This window comes from Gephyromycinifex aptenodytis (genome assembly GCF_012277275.1).
Classification (GTDB): domain Bacteria; phylum Actinomycetota; class Actinomycetes; order Actinomycetales; family Dermatophilaceae; genus Gephyromycinifex; species Gephyromycinifex aptenodytis.
In genome coordinates this window covers 1769008-1788265 of sequence record NZ_CP051155.1, presented here as the reverse complement: position 1 = coordinate 1788265, position 19258 = coordinate 1769008, and the positions used below count along the sequence as shown (strand labels likewise).

Annotated in this window: 17 protein-coding genes; 8 read left to right on the top strand and 9 right to left on the bottom strand. The window is 67.5% G+C overall.

All coding sequences use genetic code 11. The features are described from left to right. Positions 1–49 precede the first annotated feature (49 nt). From G9V96_RS07835 to bioD, 5 genes are all read left to right on the top strand, one after another. Positions 50–1504: an alanine/glycine:cation symporter family protein gene (locus tag G9V96_RS07835; RefSeq protein WP_168582527.1), complete on the top strand. Its 1455-nt coding sequence runs from the start codon at positions 50–52 to the stop codon at positions 1502–1504. 162 nt (positions 1505–1666) lie between these two features. After that, complete coding sequence (locus G9V96_RS07830; protein WP_168582526.1) at positions 1667–2998, top strand: M18 family aminopeptidase; 1332 nt, start codon at positions 1667–1669, stop codon at positions 2996–2998. Positions 2999–3021: 23 nt separating this feature from the next. Beyond that, positions 3022–4491, top strand: coding sequence for an adenosylmethionine--8-amino-7-oxononanoate transaminase (gene bioA / locus G9V96_RS07825; protein WP_168582525.1), 1470 nt, complete (start codon positions 3022–3024; stop codon positions 4489–4491). Continuing rightward, positions 4488–5627, top strand: coding sequence for an 8-amino-7-oxononanoate synthase (locus G9V96_RS07820; RefSeq protein WP_168582524.1), 1140 nt, complete (start codon positions 4488–4490; stop codon positions 5625–5627). Before bioA ends, G9V96_RS07820 begins: the two co-directional genes overlap by 4 nt. Further along, a complete protein-coding gene (bioD, locus tag G9V96_RS07815) occupies positions 5620–6354 on the top strand; it encodes an ATP-dependent dethiobiotin synthetase BioD (protein WP_168582523.1) in 735 nt (244 codons plus the stop codon). Before G9V96_RS07820 ends, bioD begins: the two co-directional genes overlap by 8 nt. Positions 6355–6360: 6 nt before the next feature. On the opposite strand, the gene menE is transcribed toward bioD, so the two are convergent. Continuing rightward, positions 6361–7512, bottom strand: a complete 1152-nt coding sequence (gene menE, locus G9V96_RS07810) for an o-succinylbenzoate--CoA ligase (RefSeq protein ID WP_226913220.1) — start codon at positions 7510–7512, stop codon at positions 6361–6363. Between the two features lie 90 nt (positions 7513–7602). Next, positions 7603–9234: an SLC13 family permease gene (locus tag G9V96_RS07805; RefSeq protein WP_168582522.1), complete on the bottom strand. Its 1632-nt coding sequence runs from the start codon at positions 9232–9234 to the stop codon at positions 7603–7605. Between the two features lie 369 nt (positions 9235–9603). Between G9V96_RS07805 and ppdK the strand changes: the two genes are divergently transcribed. The 3 genes from ppdK (at position 9604) to G9V96_RS07790 (ending at position 14189) form a co-directional block, all read left to right on the top strand. Then, positions 9604–12306 (top strand): pyruvate, phosphate dikinase, encoded by a 2703-nt coding sequence (ppdK, locus tag G9V96_RS07800; protein WP_168582521.1) that lies wholly within the window; start codon positions 9604–9606, stop codon positions 12304–12306. Positions 12307–12696: 390 nt separating this feature from the next. After that, on the top strand, positions 12697–13920 hold the full coding sequence (locus G9V96_RS07795; protein ID WP_168582520.1) for a Na/Pi symporter: 1224 nt from the start codon (positions 12697–12699) through the stop codon (positions 13918–13920). 38 nt (positions 13921–13958) lie between these two features. Continuing rightward, complete coding sequence (locus tag G9V96_RS07790) at positions 13959–14189, top strand: hypothetical protein (RefSeq protein ID WP_168582519.1); 231 nt, start codon at positions 13959–13961, stop codon at positions 14187–14189. A 67-nt stretch (positions 14190–14256) separates the two neighbouring features. Here G9V96_RS07790 and ilvD read toward each other — a convergent pair whose 3' ends face one another. The 7 genes from ilvD to G9V96_RS07755 form a co-directional block, all read right to left on the bottom strand. Then, complete coding sequence (gene ilvD, locus G9V96_RS07785) at positions 14257–16104, bottom strand: dihydroxy-acid dehydratase (RefSeq protein ID WP_168582518.1); 1848 nt, start codon at positions 16102–16104, stop codon at positions 14257–14259. 162 nt (positions 16105–16266) lie between these two features. Next, a complete protein-coding gene (locus G9V96_RS15400; RefSeq protein ID WP_168583912.1) occupies positions 16267–16356 on the bottom strand; it encodes a peptide deformylase in 90 nt (29 codons plus the stop codon). Positions 16357–16407: 51 nt separating this feature from the next. Further along, a complete protein-coding gene (locus G9V96_RS07775; protein ID WP_168582517.1) occupies positions 16408–17385 on the bottom strand; it encodes an NAD(P)H-quinone oxidoreductase in 978 nt (325 codons plus the stop codon). 124 nt (positions 17386–17509) lie between these two features. Continuing rightward, positions 17510–18076: a molybdenum cofactor guanylyltransferase gene (gene mobA / locus G9V96_RS07770; RefSeq protein WP_168582516.1), complete on the bottom strand. Its 567-nt coding sequence runs from the start codon at positions 18074–18076 to the stop codon at positions 17510–17512. Next, the gene (locus tag G9V96_RS07765; protein WP_168582515.1) at positions 18061–18447 is read right to left on the bottom strand and encodes a hypothetical protein; all 387 of its coding nucleotides are present in this window, start codon (positions 18445–18447) and stop codon (positions 18061–18063) included. The genes mobA and G9V96_RS07765 overlap by 16 nt, the downstream gene beginning before the upstream one ends. After that, a complete protein-coding gene (locus G9V96_RS07760; RefSeq protein ID WP_168582514.1) occupies positions 18447–18731 on the bottom strand; it encodes a hypothetical protein in 285 nt (94 codons plus the stop codon). The genes G9V96_RS07765 and G9V96_RS07760 overlap by 1 nt, the downstream gene beginning before the upstream one ends. A gap of 85 nt (positions 18732–18816) precedes the next feature. Next, complete coding sequence (locus tag G9V96_RS07755; RefSeq protein ID WP_168582513.1) at positions 18817–19206, bottom strand: PaaI family thioesterase; 390 nt, start codon at positions 19204–19206, stop codon at positions 18817–18819. Positions 19207–19258: the final 52 nt, after the last annotated feature.

Sequence of the window (19258 nt, the reverse complement as noted above, 5' to 3'; positions counted from 1 at the left end):
TAGCCCCTCCGCCCCTCCCGCAGGTGGCCTCTCCCGCTTCGGAGCGCTCATGAATGACCTACACCTTCTCGTTCTGCGTGTGAATGGCTTTCTGACCGAATTCGGCCTTGTGCCGTTGCTCGTCATCGCTGGCGTCGTTTTCACGGTGTGGTCTCGCGGAATGCAGTTCCGTATGGGCGGAACGATGCTCCGCGTCGTCATGGGCTCCCGGTCGGGGCACGGCGAGGGCATCAGCAGTTTCCAAGCGTTCGCCATCAGCCTGGCCAGCCGTGTCGGTACCGGCAACATCGCGGGCGTCGCAATCGCACTGGCTGTCGGTGGCCCGGGCGCCATCTTCTGGATGTGGGTGATGGCCATGCTCGGTATGGCCACCGCGTTCATCGAGGCGACCCTCGCTCAGCTCTACAAGCAGCCGCACACCGACTCCTCCTTCCGCGGCGGCCCGGCCTACTACATCGAACGTGGCCTCGGCTCGCGTGCGGCAGGCATCGTGTTCGCGGTCTGCCTCATCTTCACCTTCGGCTTTGCCTTCAACATGGTCCAGGCCAACACCATCGCCGACGTCCTCAAGTCCGGTCACGGGGTTCCCACTTCGATCACGGCGACCGTCCTGGTCATCGTCACCGCTGCGATCGTGCTCGGCGGCATCAAGTCCGTGGCCCGGGTGACCGAATACCTCGCCCCGCTCATGGCGCTGGCCTACTTCCTGCTGGCGTTGGCGGTGATCGTTGTGCGTCTGCCCGAGGTTCCGGGTGCCTTCGCCGACATCTTCCAAGGAGCCTTCGGTCTCAACCCGGCGCTGGCCGGTACCGGCGGCGCCATGTTCGCCGCTGTCATGAACGGCGTGAAGCGAGGCATGTTCAGCAACGAGGCCGGTATGGGTTCGGCGCCGAACGCCGCCGCCACCGCCACGGTGAGCCACCCCGCTCACCAAGGCCTCGTGCAGGCCACCGGCGTGTTCGTCGACACGATGATCGTCTGCACCGCCACCGCCATCATGATTCTGCTCGCAGGCCCGGAGGTCTACCGCCCCGGCGTGACGACCAAGGAAGAGGCGGGTGCCTCGTTGACCCAGACCGCGCTCGCGTCCGAATTGGGCACCTGGGTGATCCCGGTGATGACGGTGCTCATCTTCGTGTTCGCGTTCAGCTCGGTGCTGGGTAACTCCACGTACGCCGAGATCAACATGGACTTCCTGCACGGAGGCCGCACCGGTGAGCTGGGTATCCGGGTGCTCGTCGTCGTCGCCGTCCTCATCGGTTCCCTGTCGAAGTTGGCCTTCGTGTGGGACGTGGCCGACTTCGCCATGTCATTGATGGCGATCATCAACCTCATCGCCTTGCTCGCGCTCGGCAGGTACGCCATCGCGGCACTGCGCGACCTGGAACGCACCAAGGACCACCCCGAGGATGCGGTGTTCGAACTCCAGGACCTGCCGACCATGCCCAAGGGGCTCGTCGAAGGTGTCTGGGACGGGCACCGTGACAGGACCACACAGCTCTGAACGCCCTAGCGTCGCGCTGAGCGTTCTCCGGCGGGCCACCTGCACACGGCGACGTGCGCAGGTGGCCCGCCGACGCGTCCGGCCGAGGTCGTCACCACGCCGCGCGGTACCCGGAGCTCCATCACGAGGCTGGGCTGGGCGGGGGACTCCTACAGTGGAGGGATGCCGCAGACCTCGCCGTCCTCAGCCGCCTCCGCAACCCTCGATGAGCACGCGCAGGGACTCGCGTCCTTCATCGATGCCTCGCCCTCGCCGTTCCACGCCGTACAGGAGGCCGCTCGGCTGCTGGAGCAGGCAGGTTTCACGCCCGCGGCAGAGACCGAAGCATGGCCGAGCGAACCCGGGCGGTTCTATCTCACCCGGGAAGGGTCCATCGCGGCATGGAGCACGGTTGACGTTGCCGCTGGTGCAGCCGCCCCGTTCCGGGTGGTGGGTGGCCACACCGATTCGCCGAACCTGCGTATCTCCCCGCAGCCGGAGCGCAGCAGCGCCGGCTGGGATCAACTCATCGTCGAGGTCTACGGAGGTGCGCTGCTGAACTCCTGGCTGGACCGCGACCTGGGCCTCTCGGGCCGGGTAGCGGTGCGTGAGGGTAGTGGTGTCACCTTCCCGCTGATCAAGGTGGACGAACCGGTGCTGCGGGTGCCGCAGTTGGCCATCCACCTGGAGCGGGACGTCAACAACGGCTTGGCGCTGAACCCGCAGACCCAGTTGAGCCCGGTCTGGGGAGCGGGCGGGGACGCGCCAAGCTTCGCGGCCTACCTCGCCGAGCTGGTGGGCGCCGCCGAGCACAACGTCCTCGGATGGGACGTGATGACCCACGACCTGAGCCCATCGCGGCGGATCGGGCGCACCGGGGACCTGCTGGCCGCGCCGCGTCTGGACAACCTCGGCACCGCCTACGCGGGTACCCGCGCCCTCATCGACGCGGTGGCCGCGCTGGAGCAGGGCGGCGAGCACCGGCACATTCCGCTGCTCGTGCTGTTCGACCATGAAGAGATCGGCTCCACCACGAACCGGGGCGGGTTCTCCACCTTCCTGCCCGCAGTCCTGGAACGGATCGTGCTGGGCCGTGGCGGCAACCGGGAGGATTACCTGCGAGCCCTGGCCGGTTCCCTGATCTGCTCGGCCGACATGGCCCACGCGACGCACCCGAACTACCCCGAGAAGCACGAACCGGCGCACCAGGTGCAGATCAACGGCGGCCCGGTGCTGAAGGTGAACGCCAAGGGCCGCTACGCCTCCGACGCCAGCGGCGCGGCCGCGTTCGCGTTGGCGTGTGAGCAGGCGGGGGTGCCGATGCAGGTGTTCCGCAGCCGCGGCGACATGCCGTGCGGTTCGACGATCGGTCCCATGTCGGCGGCGTTGACCGGCGCCGTCACGGTCGATGTGGGTGCGCCGATGCTGTCCATGCACTCCGCGCGGGAACTCACCGGAGCACGCGACCCCGGAATGTATGTTGCGGCGCTGACCGCGGTGCTGGCGCCGCGCTGAACTTCGGGACGTTCAGTCCGGCAATGGACAGGCCGGTCAGCCGCGGTGCGGCCAGCGGCGAGAATGAGCCGGTGACCGCTTCGCTCTCCTGTGACCCTGCCGACCCCACCCGAGCCGCCGCTGTCTCCGACAGCGGGGAGGTCGAACGGCTGCTCGCCTTCGACCGCGCCCATGTCTGGCACCCGTACTCCTCGGCGCTGCGACCCAGCGTCATGCAGTTCGCCGAGTCGGCCAGCGGGGTGCGGCTGCGGCTGCGGATCAACGAGGGCCGCGACAGCGTCGAGGTCATCGACGCGATGGCCTCCTGGTGGTGCGCTATTCACGGGTACGGGGTGCCTGAACTCGACGAGGCTGCTCGGCGCCAGTTGGACTCGATGAGCCATGTGATGTTCGGGGGCATCACGCACGCTCCGGCAGTTCGGCTGGCCCAGCAGCTCATTGACTTGGCTCCGGGGGCGCCGGACCGCAAACCGGACGGCGCCGCAGTCGAGGACGACAACCGCCTTCAACACGTCTTCTTCGCCGATTCCGGCTCGGTGTCGGTGGAGGTCGCGCTCAAGGCCGCCTGGCAATACCACGCGCTCACCGGCACCCCGCGGCGGCGCATCTTCACCATCCGCGGCGGCTACCACGGCGACACCTTCGGGGCGATGAGTGTGTGCGACCCGGTAGGCGGAATGCACAGCCTGTTCACCGGCGTACTCCCGGAGCAGATCTTCGCGCCCCGTCCACCGGCCGGGGTGGACCGTGCCCTGGACGACCCGGAACTCCTGGAATGGGAGCGCGCCACCCGGGCCCTGTACGCAGCGCACGCCGACGACATCGCGGGCGTCATCTGCGAACCGGTGCTGCAAGGCGCCGGTGGCATGCATGCATACAGCCCGCATGCCGTGCGGGTGCTGGCCGAGCTCGCAGCCTCCAACGACGCGCTGTTCATCCTCGACGAGATCGCTACCGGATTCGGGCGCACCGGCACCTTCTGGGCCGCCGACCGCTGTGATGTCGTGCCCGACATCCTGTGCGTGGGTAAGGCGTTGACCGGCGGCTACGCCTCGATGGCGGCGATGCTGTGCACGCCGAAAGTGGCACGCGGCGTCAGCGCCGAGCCCGCCGGGGCACTCATGCACGGGCCGACGTTCATGGGCAACCCGATGGTGGCCGCGATCGCCGGCGCCAGCCTGTCGCTGCTGCAGCGCGACGACCCGCTTGCTCGGGTAGCCCGGATCGAAGACGGGCTCACCGCGGCGTTGGCCCCGGCCAAGGAGTTCGCCTCTGTCTCCGACGTGCGCACCCTGGGCGCGGTCGGCGTGATCCAACTGCGCGAACCCGTCGACGCGGCCCGGGTCGCCGCGGTAGCGCTGGACCACGGCGTGTGGGTGCGCCCGTTCCGCGACTGCGTCTACACGATGCCGCCGTTCGTCACCGAACCGGAAGATATCGCCAGCATCGGAGCCGCCCTGGTGGAAGCGGTCGGGCAGGTGCACGGACGATGAGCCCGAGCGGCAACCCCGGTCTGGAGGACTTCCTTCGGCAGCACGCCCGGCGGCGCGAGGACCTCGGGCTGGTCCGCACCCTCACCCCGCGCCGCCCGAGCCAGGGCCTGCTCGACCTGGCAGGCAACGACTACCTCGGGCTGCTGCGGCATCCGCACGTCATCGACTCCGCGGTGGCTGCCGCCCGGGAACACGGCGGCGGGGCGGGCGCCTCCCGGCTGGTCACCGGCCACCTGCCGCTGCATGACGAACTCGAAGACGCGCTCGCGCACCATCTGTGCGCACCTGCCGCTCTGGTGTTCTCCACCGGATATCACGCCAACCTTGCTGCCTTGTCGGCGCTGAGCGACGCGTCCAGCCTCATCGTCTCCGACGCGCACGCGCACGCCTCCCTCATCGACGGCGCACGGCTCTCTCGCGCCCACGTCGAGGTAGCCCGGCACAACGACGTCGAGCACGTGGCAACGCTGCTGGCACAGCGCGGACAGCGCCGGGCGCTGATCGTCGTCGAGTCCGTCTACAGCGTGCTGGGGGACGCCGCGCCCTTGGTGGAACTGGTTGAGCTCGCCCAAGTGCACGACGCGACGGTGATCGTCGACGAGGCGCACGGGCTGGGCGTGGTGGGGCAGCGTGGCGAAGGCCTGGTCGCTGCCAACGGGCTCGCTGGCCACCCGCGGGTCGTTGTCACGACGACCCTGTCCAAGGCGCTCGCGGCCCAAGGCGGGGCGGTGCTTGCCGGCCACCGGGTGCGCGAGCACCTCATCAACGCGGCGCGCGCCTTCATCTACGACACCGGGCTCGCTCCGGCCTCAGCCGGCGCTGCGCTGGCGGCGTTGCAGGTCCTCATCCGCCAGCCGGGCCTGGCCGCCCAGGTGCGAACCAACGCCCAGCTGCTCGCCCAGGCGTGCGGCATAGCCCCGGTGGCGGGTGCCGTGCTCTCGGTGCCGATGCCCGGGCCTGCGCAGGCGCTGGCTGCGGTCGAGCGCGCCGCCCAGGCCGGGGTGCGAATCGGCTGCTTCCGGCCACCCTCAACCCCCGACGGAGATTCGCGGTTGCGGTTGACCGCGCACGCCGACCACAGCGCCGCCGACCTGGCGCCCGCTCTCGCCGTTCTGCAGGAGGTAACTCGTGGTTGAGGCTCAGATCGTGCTCGTAGCCGGGACGAACACCGACATCGGCAAAACGGTCGCGGCGGCCGCGCTTGTCGCCATCGCCCGGCAACGGCTGGCCCTCGCTTACGTCAAACCCGCGCAGACCGGCTTGCAACCGGACCAAACCGGCAGCGACGCCGACGAGGTGCGCCGATTGGTGGGGCCGGTGGAGACCCACGAGTTCCTCCGGTTGCCTGACCCGCTGGCCCCGGCGGCCGCGGCGCGGGTCGCCGGGGTCTCGATACCCGATGTGGCCGAACATGCCCGTGACGTCGCCCAGCTCGCCAGGCGGGGGGATCTGGACCTGCTCATCGTGGAAGGGGCCGGAGGTCTGCTGGTGCGCCTGGATGAGTCTGGCGGCACCCAAGCCGACCTCGCCGCGGCGCTCATCGAACAGGGCCTGAAGGTCACGTTCGTCGTGGTCGCCGATCCGGTACTCGGCACGCTCAACCTGTGCGCTCTCACCCAGGAAGCCCTGGATGCACGTGGGCTGCCTTGCGCGGGCTACGTGTTCGGCTCGTGGCCGCAGGATCCACCGCTGGTGTGCGAGCAGAACGTCATCGACCTGCCGCAGGTCACCGGCAAGCCGCTCCTGGGCCGGATCCCCGCCGGGGCGGGGCAGCTGCGCCGCGAAGAGTTCGTCGCGGCCGCGCCATCCTGGCTCACCGACCCGTTCCACAGTCGCTCTGAACCGGGCTCGCCGATGCGCTAGTCGCGGCTACCGGGCGGCGCTGAGCAACGTCACCGTCGCGGCGCGATCGGGCTTACCGGGCCCGGTCGTCGGGATCGCCGCCACAATCTGTACGAGGCGAGGCAGCGCATGCCGTGGCAGGTCAAGCACCTCGCGCAGGTGCGCGCAGGTGACCGTGTCCGCGCCGGGGGCCAGCACGAGTGCCGCAGCAACGACCTGCCCCCACTGCCGGTCCGGCAGCCCCACCACGAGAGCATCGCTGACCTGCGGGCAGGCGTCGGTGATCGCTTCTTCGACGGCCCGGGGCGCGACCTTCAAGCCGCCGGTGTTGATGATGTCGTCGGCGCGGCCATGCAGCCTCAACCTGCCCCCTGCGTCGATCTCACCGAGGTCATCGGTGCGGAACCACCGCGTCCCAGCCCCGTCCTGAGTGAACCCAGCCTGCAGGTCGGGGCGTCCGGCGTACCCGGAGGCGACCATCGGCCCGCCCAGCGACACCCTGCCCTCCTTGTCGATACGCGCGCTCGCGCCGGGGATGGGCTTGCCGTCGTACACGCAACCGCCTGCGGTCTCACTCGTGCCGTACCCGATACACAGTCGTAGGCCTAGCGAACGGGCCTGCTCAGCTGCGGCCCGCGACAACGGCGCCCCGCCGATGAGGACAGCGTCCAACGAGCGCGCAGCCATACACGCCTGCTCGTCGGCCAGGAGCCGCACCAGTTGCGTCGGTACCAGGGTGGTGTAGCGGTAGGGCGCGCGGGCGTCCAGGCGCGCAACGCCTTCCGCGAAGGACTGCGGGGTGAACGGACCCGGTGCGAGTGCGACCGGAGGGTGGCCTGCGGCGTGCGAGCGCAGGATCACCTGAAACCCGGTGATGTGTGACGGCGGTACGCACAGCAGCCACTGTCCCGGACCTCCCAGGTGGGCATGTACGGCCTCGACCGAGAACTGCAACGCGGCCGCGCTCAACTGGGCGAACTTGGGGGTGCCGGTCGATCCGGAGGTGCCGATGAGCAGGGCCGCATCATCGGCGAGCTCGCAGTCGGGCAGCAGATGGGCCTGCGGACACACCGCCGGGCCCTGCCCGGACAGGGCTGCCTGCACCACCGGCCACGAGTCGAGCGCCTGCGCCCAACTCAGCGACGGGTCCGGCCAGGTGTGCACGCTGCTCGATCTCACGCTTCGGACTGTATGTGGTTTTTCGCGGCACACGCAGGCGCCCGCCCCGATCGAGCTGGGGCGGGCGCCTGCGCGGCTCGGGGGCTTCGGTCAGAACTGCAGACCGAGAGCCCACCCACCGATGGCGTACGTGATCAAGGTGATGAGCAGCACGCCGACGATGTTGAGGACGAAACCGCCCTTGGCCATCTGCCGGATCGTCACCGTTCCCGTGCCGAACACGATGGCGTTGGGCGGGGTGCCCACCGGCAGCATGAACGCGCAGGTAGCGGCGAGCGCGGCCGGGATGAGCAGCACCATCGGGTCGACGCCGATACCCATGGCCACACCGCCGAGGACCGGGATGAACGTCGCGGCAGTGGCGGTGTTGCTCGTGACCTCGGTGAGGAACAGCACGAGCAGCACGACCGCGCCGACGAGCAGGATCGCGGGCAGGCCACCGAGCGCCTCCACCTGCGTACCCACCCAGGAGTCCAGACCGCTTTCTGCGACCGCCCCGGCCAGGCTCAGACCGCCACCGAAGAGCAGCAGCACACCCCAGGGGAGACCGTCCTCAGCGTCGTCCCACTCCAGAACGCGCCGACCCTTCGTGTCGCCGGGCAGGAAGAACAGGATGATGCCGGCCGCGATAGCGATCACGGTGTCGTTGAAATCGCCGAGCCAGGGAACCGCGTCGGCGATGGCGGGAATCCGCATCAGCAGACCGGGCAGCACCCAGAAGCAGGCCGCGCCGACGAAGACCATCAGCACCATCCGCTCACCCAGGCTCATCCGCCCGATCTCGCGCAACTGGCCCTCGATCATCTCCTTGCCACCGGGCACGTCTTCCAGGTCGAACCGGTACAGCACGCGCGTGATGAGCAGCCATGCGATCGCGATGAACACGATGACCAGCGGCATCGCCAACTGCATCCACTCCAAGAAGCCGATGTTGCGGCCGTACTCCTTCTGCACGTACCCGGCCACGATGGCGTTCGGCGGGCTACCCAGCAGGGTGCCCAGGCCACCGATAGAGGACGACCACGCCACGGAGAGCATGAGCGCCACCCCGAAGAGCTGGACGTTCTTGTCATTGACCGCTGAGGTGATCGAGCCTCCGGCCTCCAGGTGCGCGCCCACGTCATCAACGGAATCCTCGTCCGAGAGGTGGGAGGAACGTTCGACGACCAACGCGAGGACACTCATCGCGATGGGGAGCATCATCAGCGTGGTCGCGGTGTTGGAGACCCACATCGACAGGAACGCCGTGGAGATCATGATCCCCAGGATGATCTGACGAGGCTGAGTGCCGACCCTCTTCAGCGTGAGGAGAGCGATGCGGCGGTGCAGGTTCCACTTCTGCATCGCGATGGCGATGAGGAAGCCACCCAGGAAGAGGAAGACGATCGTGTTGGCGTAGGGGCTGGTCGCGTCCTTGGCCGAGATCTGAGTGAACGTGGGGAACAACACGATGGGCAGCAGCGCCGTGGCCGACAGCGGAATCGCCTCGGTCATCCACCACACGGCCATCAGCGCGCCGATCGCGGCGACGGTCCGCCCGTCGGCGCTGAGCCCCTCCTGTCCACCGAGCAGGAACCAGACCACTACCGCGGCGACGATGCCCAAGAGCCGCAGTCCCCAGTCCAGAGCAGGACGCCGCCGGTTGTGGTCCTCGATGCCGAAGTCGGATATGCCTTGGTGGTCGACAACATTCGGGTCATGTTGACTTCGCGTGCTGCTCATCGCGGCTCCTCGTCATTGGGGTTGGGCACATGTTAGGGGCCCATGGCTTGCCATAGGGGGCGGCTGAAGCGGTGAGTCGGGACAGGAAACCAGTCGAGCGAGCCGGTTGTGGCGCGTGTGTGGCCGACATGGCGGAGCGCAACCGCGTGCACCGGTGATCGGCGGCTGCCGGCGCTCCGGCGCTCCGGCTTCACCGCACGCTCCCTGGAGGGGTGGCCTAGATCACGTTTAGGACGGGTATCGCTGCTGGTCACGGCCCGATGTGAGGTCATCGTTGCCTTATGCGGACCAACAGCCCCACACGGAGGGGCACGCGAGTCTAGGCTGGGGACATATTCCTGTCCGACGTTGTGCTGGGAGGCCTGCTCCATGACCAAGTTCGTCTACGCCTTGTCCGAGGGCAACAAGGATCTGAAGGATCTCTTGGGAGGCAAGGGTGCGAACCTTGCAGAAATGCACAACATGGGTCTGCCGGTGCCCCCAAGCTTCACCATCACCACCGAAGCTTGTAAGGCCTACTTGGCCGAGGGTGCTGAGCCGCCGGAGATGGCAGCCCAGATCGATGAGCACGTCGAGAAGATCGAGCAAGAGATCGGCAAGAAGCTCGGCGACCCCAACGACCCGCTGTTGGTCTCGGTCCGCTCGGGTGCCAAGTTCTCGATGCCCGGCATGATGGAGACCGTCCTCAACATCGGTCTGAACGACAAGTCGGTTGAGGGCCTGGCTGCGGTCACGGGCAACCCCCGCTTCGCCTACGACTCCTACCGCCGGTTGCTGCAGATGTTCGGCAAGACCGTGCTGGACATCGATGGTGAGAAGTTCGAGAGCGTCCTGGACGAAGCCAAAGACGCCAAGGGCACCAAGAACGACCTGGACCTGGACGTCGATGACCTGAAGAAGATCGTGGAGCGGTTCAAGGCGATCATCGCCGAAGAGCACGACACGCCCTTCCCGCAGGAGCCCAAGGAGCAGTTGCTGGAGGCAGTCCGGGCCGTGTTCCGCTCGTGGAACTCCGAGCGCGCTGTGCTGTACCGCCGCCAAGAGCGCATCCCCACCGACCTGGGCACCGCTGTCAACGTGTGCACGATGGTGTTCGGTAACTTGGGCCAGACCTCCGGTACCGGCGTCGCCTTCACCCGCGACCCTGCCTCGGGCCACCAGGGCGTGTACGGGGACTACCTGCAGAACGCCCAGGGTGAGGACGTCGTCGCGGGTATCCGCAACACGATGAGCCTGGCCGACATGGAAGGCGTCGACAAGGCTGCCTATGACGAGCTGATGGGCATCATGGCCACGCTCGAGGGTCACTACAAGGACCTTTGCGACATCGAGTTCACGGTTCAGGACAACAAACTGTGGATGCTGCAGACGCGAGTCGGCAAGCGCACCGCCGAGGCCGCATTCAAGATCGCCTGCCAGTTGGTGGACGAGGGCTCGATCAGCGAGGCCGAGGCGCTCCAGCGGGTCAATGGCGACCAGCTCGTGCAGCTCATGTTCCCCCGCTTCGACGAGTCCGCACCCAAGGAGAAGATCGGCAAGGGCATGAACGCCTCGCCGGGTGCGGCAGTCGGTGAGTTGTGCTTCAACTCCCCGAAGGCAGCAGAGCTGGCAGCCCAGGGCCGCAAGGTCATCCTGGCCCGTCGTGAGACCAACCCGGACGACCTCGTCGGCATGATCGCCGCCCAGGGCATCCTGACCAGCCGCGGCGGCAAGACCTCTCACGCTGCCGTGGTCGCTCGCGGCATGGGTAAGACCTGCGTGTGCGGTGCCGAAGAGCTGCTCATCGATGTGAACGCGGAGACGATGACGCTGCCCGACGGGACCGTCATGAAGGCCGGTGAGGTCGTCTCGATCAACGGCACCACCGGTGATGTCTTCAAGGGCGAGGTCGCGGTTGTCGACCCGCCGGTCGTGCAGTACTTCGAGGGCACCCTGAGCGAGAGCGAGATCGAGCAGGACGAGCTGGTGCACGCGGTGCACCGCCTCATGACGATCGCCGACAAGCAGCGCGCGCTGAAGGTGCGGGCCAACGCCGACACCGGCGAGGACGCCCTGCGCGCACGCCGGTTCGGTGCTCAGGGAATCGGCCTGTGCCGCACCGAGCACATGTTCCTGGGTGACCGTCGACCGCTGGTCGAGAAGCTCATCCTTGCGGAGACCCCGCAGGAGAAGCAGGCAGCGCTGGACGCTTTGGCCCCGAAGCAGAAGGGCGACTTCGTCGAGATCCTGGAGGCCATGGACGGGCTACCGGTCACGATCCGCCTCCTTGACCCGCCGCTGCACGAGTTCCTGCCCGCCCAGAGCGAGCTGATCGCGCAGCACGCGATGGCGCAGGCCAGGGGTATGGACCTGAAGGAGGACCAGAAGAAGATCATGGCCGCTGTGGAGCGGATGCACGAGCAGAACCCGATGCTGGGTCTGCGCGGGGTCCGCCTGGGGCTGGTCATCGCGGGCCTGTTCGAGATGCAGGCCCAGGCGATCCTGGAGGCGACCGCGGAGCGCAAGAAGGCCGGCGGGGACCCGCAGCCCGAAATCATGATCCCGCTGGTGGCCGCCGTGCAGGAGCTGGAGATCATGAAGGACGCCATCCGCAAGGTGGCGGTCGAGGTCAGCGAGAAGACCGGGGTGGACCTGACTCAGGTCCCGATCGGCACGATGATCGAGCTGCCGCGCGCAGCGATCACCGCCGGTGAGATCGCAGAGGCGGCCGAGTTCTTCTCCTTCGGCACCAACGACCTCACCCAGACCACGTGGGGCTTCAGCCGCGACGACGTCGAGGGTTCGTTCTTCAGCAACTACATCGAGCGCGGAATCTTCGGCGTCTCCCCGTTCGAGACCCTCGACCAGGGCGGCGTCGGCAAGCTCGTGGAGATCGCTGCCAAGTCCGGACGGGAGACCCGACCGGGTCTGCACCTGGGTGTCTGTGGCGAGCACGGCGGCGACCCGGCCTCGGTGCACTTCTTCAACGCGATCGGGCTCGACTACGTGTCCTGCTCCCCGTTCCGGGTGCCGGTTGCGCGCCTGGAGGCAGGTCGCGCGTCGGGCACCGAAGAGGGCAGCGACTTCCGCTGATCCACTGATCGGTTGACTGCAGGAGAAGGCCCCGGTCGCGCCTGACCGGGGCCTTCGCATGCCCACTGCGGAGTCCCGGATCAGCGCACGATGCTCCCCGCGAGCCGTCAATCGAAAGTGACGGCTCGCCGGAACCCACCCGCGAGCCGTCAGCCGGGAGTGACGGCTCGCCGGAAGCTACCCGCGAGCCGTCAGCCGGGAGTGACGGCTCGCGGGACGGCATCCGTGTAGTCGGGGACCGGCGCGGGTAGCGCACGGCGCGGGTGAAAATCCCTTTAGGTGTATTTCTTCAGCGAGCGGAAACCGGTCGGCGCCTAGCGTTAACGCTTCGTTTACCTCGCTGTCGACGCAGTTGGCGAGGCATCCACCTTGATCGCCAAGGATGTCCACATGCCCGCATCCACCCCGCGTAGTACCGAGACCATTTCCGATCCCGCGGACACCGAACGCCAGCTTGAGGCGGGTGAACAGGTTGACGAACCTGAACTCTCAACCGGCCGTAAGGTGTTGTATTGGGTGGGCATCTTCGCGATGCTCTTCCTTTTGGTGTGCGCCGTCAGCACAATTGGGGACGGGTTCAAGGCTCTTGGCAAAGAAACAGCCGAGGGCCTTTTTGCTTTCGCAAGCAATCCGTTCGTAGCCCTTTTCGTCGGCATTCTCGCAACATCGATCATCCAGTCCTCCTCGACGACCACTTCGATCGTCGTCGCCGCTGCGGCCTCGGGGGCGTTGCCGCTCTCGATCGGGATCCCGATGGTGATGGGGGCCAACATCGGCACCTCGGTCACCAACTCCCTGGCATCCCTGGGCCACATCACGAACAAGCGTGAGTTCAAACCGGCCTTCACCTCGGCGACCATGCACGACTTCTTCAACTTGCTGGCCGTCGTAATCCTGCTGCCGCTGGAGATGCTCACCGGTTATCTGGAGCGGATCAGCGCCGTGTTCGCAGCTCCGCTGCAGGGAATCATCGCCCCCGACCCGGGGCAGGCAGACATTGTCGCCAAAACGACCGACCCTCTGGTGAACATCATCACCGCCGGGACGCTGGCTCTGCCGGGGGTCATCGGCCCGATCGTGACCGTCGTCGTCGGCATCGTCATGATCTTCTGTGCGGTGCGGTTCCTCGGCATCATCCTGCAGCGCGTCATGGTCGGCACAGCCCGCAGGATCCTGCACTCGGCAGTCGGGAAGAACCCGGTGATTGCCATGGTGGCGGGAACCCTGGTCACCGTGCTGGTGCAGTCATCCTCGGTGACGACCTCGATGATGGTCCCGTTCGCCGGATCCGGTGCGCTGACCCCGCGCCAGATCTATCCGATGACCTTGGGCGCCAACGTCGGCACGACATTCACTGCGTTGTTGGCGGCGATGGCGCTCTCCGGCACGACCGGCGCCGGAATTGCACTGCAGGTGGCGCTGGTCCACCTGTTCTTCAACCTCAGCGGCATCCTGCTCATCTACGTCATTCCGCTCCTGCGGAACATCCCACTTCGCGCAGCGGGCCTGCTGGCCGAGGTGGCGACCGAACGCAAGTGGATCGCCGCCGCGTATATCGTGGTCACCTTCATCGCTATTCCGGGTGTGGTTGTGGCAATCGCGGCGTTCCTGTGATGAGTACCGACCGCCAGACCCACGAAAGGACTCCCGCTATGACGGAATCCGAAGCGGAAGCGCGAGCAGCGCTTCAGGACCTTGTTCGCGAGATCGAGGCCACCTACGAAATGCTCGGCCAGGAAGTCAGCGAACTTCGCGAACGCGCTGCGCACACTGCTATCGAGCAGTTGCCCGAGGACCTTTCCTCAGTTCGCGGTCGATGGGGGCAATTGCGTGAGCTGCTCCAGGCGTTGCGGGCAGAGAACGAGAGCCAGGCACAAAAGTAGGAAGTACAGAACACGACGCCGCCCGGGGCAGTTGGCCCCGGGCGGCGTCGTGATGTTGTGCGTCGGTTCAGAGTTTCGTGACGTCGCGGACCGCGCCCTTGTCGGCGCTGGTCGCCAGCAGGGCGTAGGCCTTCAGGGCGGTGGAGACCTTGCGGGGGCGCTCGACGTGGGGTGTCCAGGCTTGGGCGCCGCGGGCTTCCTCCGCCTCGCGGCGGCGTGCGAGTTCGGCGTCCTCGACGGCGAGGTGGATGCGCCGCTCGGGGATGTCGATCTCGATCCGGTCGCCGTTCTCCACCAGGCCGATGGTGCCGCCGGAGGCCGCCTCGGGGGAGGCGTGCCCGATGGACAGGCCGCTGGTGCCACCGGAGAACCGGCCGTCGGTGAGCAGGGCGCACACCTTGCCGAGTTTCTTGCTCTTCAGGAAGGTCGTCGGGTACAGCATTTCCTGCATACCCGGCCCGCCCTTGGGTCCTTCGTAGCGGATGATGACGACGTGTCCCTCGCGGACGGCGCCGCCGAGGATCCCCTGAACGGCGTCGTCCTGGCTTTCGAAGACGATCGCTTCACCCGCGAACTTCAGGATCGATTCGTCCACTCCGGCCGTCTTGACGATGCAACCCGCTTCGGCGATGTTGCCGTACAGCACCGCAATCCCGCCGTCGGCCGAGAACGCGTTCTCAACGGTTCGAATGCAGCCGTTCTGCCGGTCGTCATCCAGGGTGGTGTACCGCGCCTCCTGGGAGAAGGGAACCGTGGTGCGCACGCCGCCGGGGGCTGCCCGATACATGGTGCGCACCTCGTCGCTGACCTCGCCCGCGATGTCGTTCGCGGCGATGACCTCACCCAGGGTGCCGCCGGTGACCGTCGAGGTGCTGGGGTCGAGCAGCTCGCCGCGCAGCAGTTCGCCCAGGATGCCGATGACGCCACCGGCGCGGTGCACATCTTCCATGTGGTACTCGGGGGTGGCCGGGGCGACCTTGCACAGATGCGGCACATAACGAGAGAGCCGGTCGATGTCGGCCATCGTGAAGTCGACCTGCGCCTCCTGCGCGGCGGCGAGCAGGTGCAGCACCGTGTTCGAGGAGCCGCCCATGGCGATATCCAGCGCCATCGCGTTCTCGAACGCCGCCATCGTGGCGATGCCACGCGGGGTGACACGCAGGTCGTCGTCCTCGTAGTAGGCCTTGGCGAGTTCGACGATGCGCACCCCCGCCTTCTCGAACAGACGGCGACGGTCGACGTGGGTGGCCAGCAGCGAACCGTTACCGGGCAGCGAGAGGCCCAGTGCTTCGGTGAGGCAGTTCATCGAGTTGGCTGTGAACATCCCCGAGCACGATCCGCAGGTGGGGCACGCGGCAGCTTCTAAGTTGTCGACTTCGGTGTCGCTGACGGTGTCATCGGCGCCGGCGATCATCGCATCGACGAGGTCCAGGGAGCGGGACCCGCTGGGGGAGGTCACCTTTCCTGCTTCCATCGGGCCGCCGGAGACAAAGATGGCGGGGATGTTCAGCCGCAGCGCGGCCATGAGCATGCCGGGGGTGATCTTGTCGCAGTTGCTGATGCACACGAGGGCGTCGGCGGTGTGCGCGTTGACCATGTACTCCACGGAGTCGGCGATGAGGTCGCGGCTGGGTAGTGAGTAGAGCATTCCGTCGTGGCCCATCGCGATGCCGTCGTCGACGGCGATCGTGTTGAACTCCTTGGCGACTCCGCCCGCGGCCTCGATCTGCTCCGCGACGATCCGACCGACGTCGCGCAGGTGCACATGCCCCGGTACGAACTGGGTGAAGCTGTTCGCCACCGCGATGATCGGCTTGCCGAAATCACCGTCCGTCATGCCCGTCGCCCGCCAGAGGGCGCGGGCGCCGGCCATCGTGCGGCCGGAGGTGCTCGTGGCGGATCGGAGAATGGGCATAGGTGCCTCCGTGGGGTGGGTGTCGGGGGGTCGGAGCGGTCGGACTCGACCGGGGGCTGTTCTTTATGATCCCGCGCTGACGATCCGGGCCGGTCGAGGGGTCCACTCCTCGGTCGATCGTCTCGGGATATGGACGCGCGTGAGACCTACCGTACACAGGTGTCACGCGCCGTTTGCGCCCAGGTGGTCGACGAAGAGGGTCCTGTTGAGGTGGTCGGTCTCGTGGCGGAAGCAGCGGGCGAGGAGACCGATGACGCCGCGCCCTGGGCACCGGTGGGGCGCGGGGGCGGCGGCGTCGGGGCGTCAGATGGTGAGGAGCACCTTGCCGATGTGGCTGGACTCATCGAGGATCTGGTGCGCGTCACCCACCTGCGCCAGGGGGAGGCTCGTGTGGACGATCGGGCGAACCTTGCCAGCTTCGATGAGGGGCCAGACGTGTTCGCGGACGGCGGCGACGATGGCGGCCTTCTCTTGGTCAGGGCGGGAACGCAGCGATGTCGCGATGAGCGCTGCCCGCTTGGTCAGCAACCGGTTGAGGTTGATCTCGGCCTTCACACCGCCTTGGAGGCCGATGACGACGATGCGCCCGTTCGTGGCAACCGCCTTGAGGTTGCGCTCGAGGTACTTTGCGCCGATGACGTCGAGGATCACGTCGGCGCCCGCGCCGTCGGTCGCCTTTTTCAACTCCTCGACGAAGTCCTGTTCGCGGTAGTTGATGAGGATGTCAGCGCCCAGTTCGCGGCAGGCGTCGAGTTTGGCTTGCGATCCGGCAGTGACGGCGACGCGCGCGCCGATCTCGCGGGCGAGCTGGATGGCCATCGTCCCGATCCCGCTGCCGCCGCCGTGAACGAGCAGCGTCTCGCCGGGGAAGAGGTTGGCCGTCATGAACACGTTGGACCAGACGGTGCATACGACCTCAGGCAGCGCTGCCGCCTCAAGCAGGGAAACGCCGGTGGGCACCGGTAGGACCTGCGTCGCGGGAACAGCGACCTTTTGCGCGTAACCGCCACCGACCAGGAGAGCGCACACTTCGTCGCCGATCGACCAGTCCTGCACGTCCTGCCCGAGGGCGCTGATCCGCCCGCTGACCTCCAGGCCGGGGTAGGGGCTGGATCCGGGCGGCGGGTCGTAGAAGCCCTGCCGCTGCAGCAGGTCGGCGCGGTTGACTCCGGCGGCGACGACGTCGATGAGGACCTCACCGGCAGCCGGCGTCGGATCGTCCACCTCGGCGAGGACCAGTGCCTCGAGACCACCGGGTTCTGGGATCGTGACGGCCAACATGTGTTCCTCCTGAGGGATATGTGTCTACCCGGAGCGTCCCACTTTCGGGAGCCGCCGGGCGCTCTGTTCGACACTAGTGCCGGGCGGATACCTCGCTCGGGCCAGGGGACCAGCCGCGGCGGGCTCAGCGCAGCTCGTTGGCCTGGTGCAAGTCCGCTGGGGTATCCACGTCCAGGGTCGAATCTGGTGCCACCTCGATGGAGGTGAGGTTCAGTGGCGTCATCACCCGGTGCACGCCGTGGCCGCTGGGGTCATCGGGCATCACGGCCCGTAGACGCTTCACGCGGTAAGCAGCCAGCAGCGGCTGACCGCGACCGTCGCTCTGGTTCGCAGCCACGCCGTCCACATCCATTGGGGCGTCTCGCAGGTGCTCGGCGACCGTGATCGCCGCGTCGGCGGCGAACGGTTGGTCACCGGCCAGGATGACGACCAACGGGGTGTCGACATGCTCAAGGCCGGCGGCGATCCCGGCGACGGGGCCACCCAGTGGGGGGTGCTCGCGAGTCCAGATGACCTCTCGGCCTACCTCGCGCGACTCGCCGACACACACCACGGGCCAGCGTTTCGGCAGTCCGGCGATGAGGTTCTCGATGATGGTGTGCGACCCGAGGGGGCGGGCAGTCTTATCGACACCGCCCATTCGTGCCGAGGTGCCACCGCACAACACGATCGCGGTTACTGCATACGACATGGGGTTCCTGCCTGTGCATAGGCCGCCATCCAGGTGCGGCGACGGAGGTTGTGCGCCACTGATGCCGTGAGTGCCCAGGCAATGCACATCGGCGAGACGAGCACGAGTGCTACGTACATCCACGGCGGGTAGAACATTGCGACGGGCACACCGAGCAGGAGCACCAAGAACGCGCTCACTGCGGCGCCGCGGACACTGGCGTAGGCGAGCCCGATCGGACCGAGAAAGCCAGCCAGCAGCAGCGCCGTCAGCACCGATTTGCGTCGAGGGATACACACTCGTGCGGTGGGCGCCGCGTGTCGTACTCGGTCCTGCGGCGAGGTCTGCGGCCTGGTGGCGACCGGCGGGATGGGTGCCTGGTAGTAGAACATCACCACCCCCGAAGCGCGTACAGGCTGCGCTGGCGTTCGTTGTAGCGGTGCCCCGCCCACACGCCCCACAGCGGCCAGATCACTGGCAACCCGTGCCCGAGGGTGAGCACACCGACCACGGTGAACAGGACGGACATCACCAGGAACCCCAAGAAGGTCGTGTAGAGCATTCCCAACGGCCCCACGAGCAGCGTGAGCAGTGCGCTGAGCAGCAGCGACTTACGCGGCGGCGGGCTGGCCAGGGTCGTCACGGATTGGACTTGCGGCGAGGCGATGCGGGACACGGGTGCCTCCTCGGCAGTGCTGAAGTGTCGCCATTGACAACGCCATCAGGGCCGAGAACGTTCCATCTCCTGCGGCTGGCAGACCTCAGTCCGTTATGACGGTGAAGGTGCCGACCCCGTGGGCGATGGCTGCATCGTCGCGGACGCGGGTGATGTCGGCCTCGACCAGGACGAGCTTGCCGCCTCGCTTGCGCACCTCCGCGCTGGAGCGCAGTTCGTCGCCCTCCTTGGCGCCTTCGAGGTAGGTGATGGTCATCGACACGGTGACCGTGGACTGGTCCTGCTCCAGCCCGGCCCGGACGGCGTCGCCCATCGTCGCGTCGAGCATGGTGGCGATGACTCCGCCATGCAGGCCACCGTTGACGTTGATGAGCTTCTCGTCGACGGTGAGCGCTCGGCCGGCGTCGTCGCCGGGACGGGAGGTGTCGCTGGCGGATGCCTCGGTGATGCCGAGCCGTTCCGGGAATGTCGTCATGGCGACTGTTGTACCCCGTGGTGCGCGCTCACACACCTGCGGTGCCGTGTCC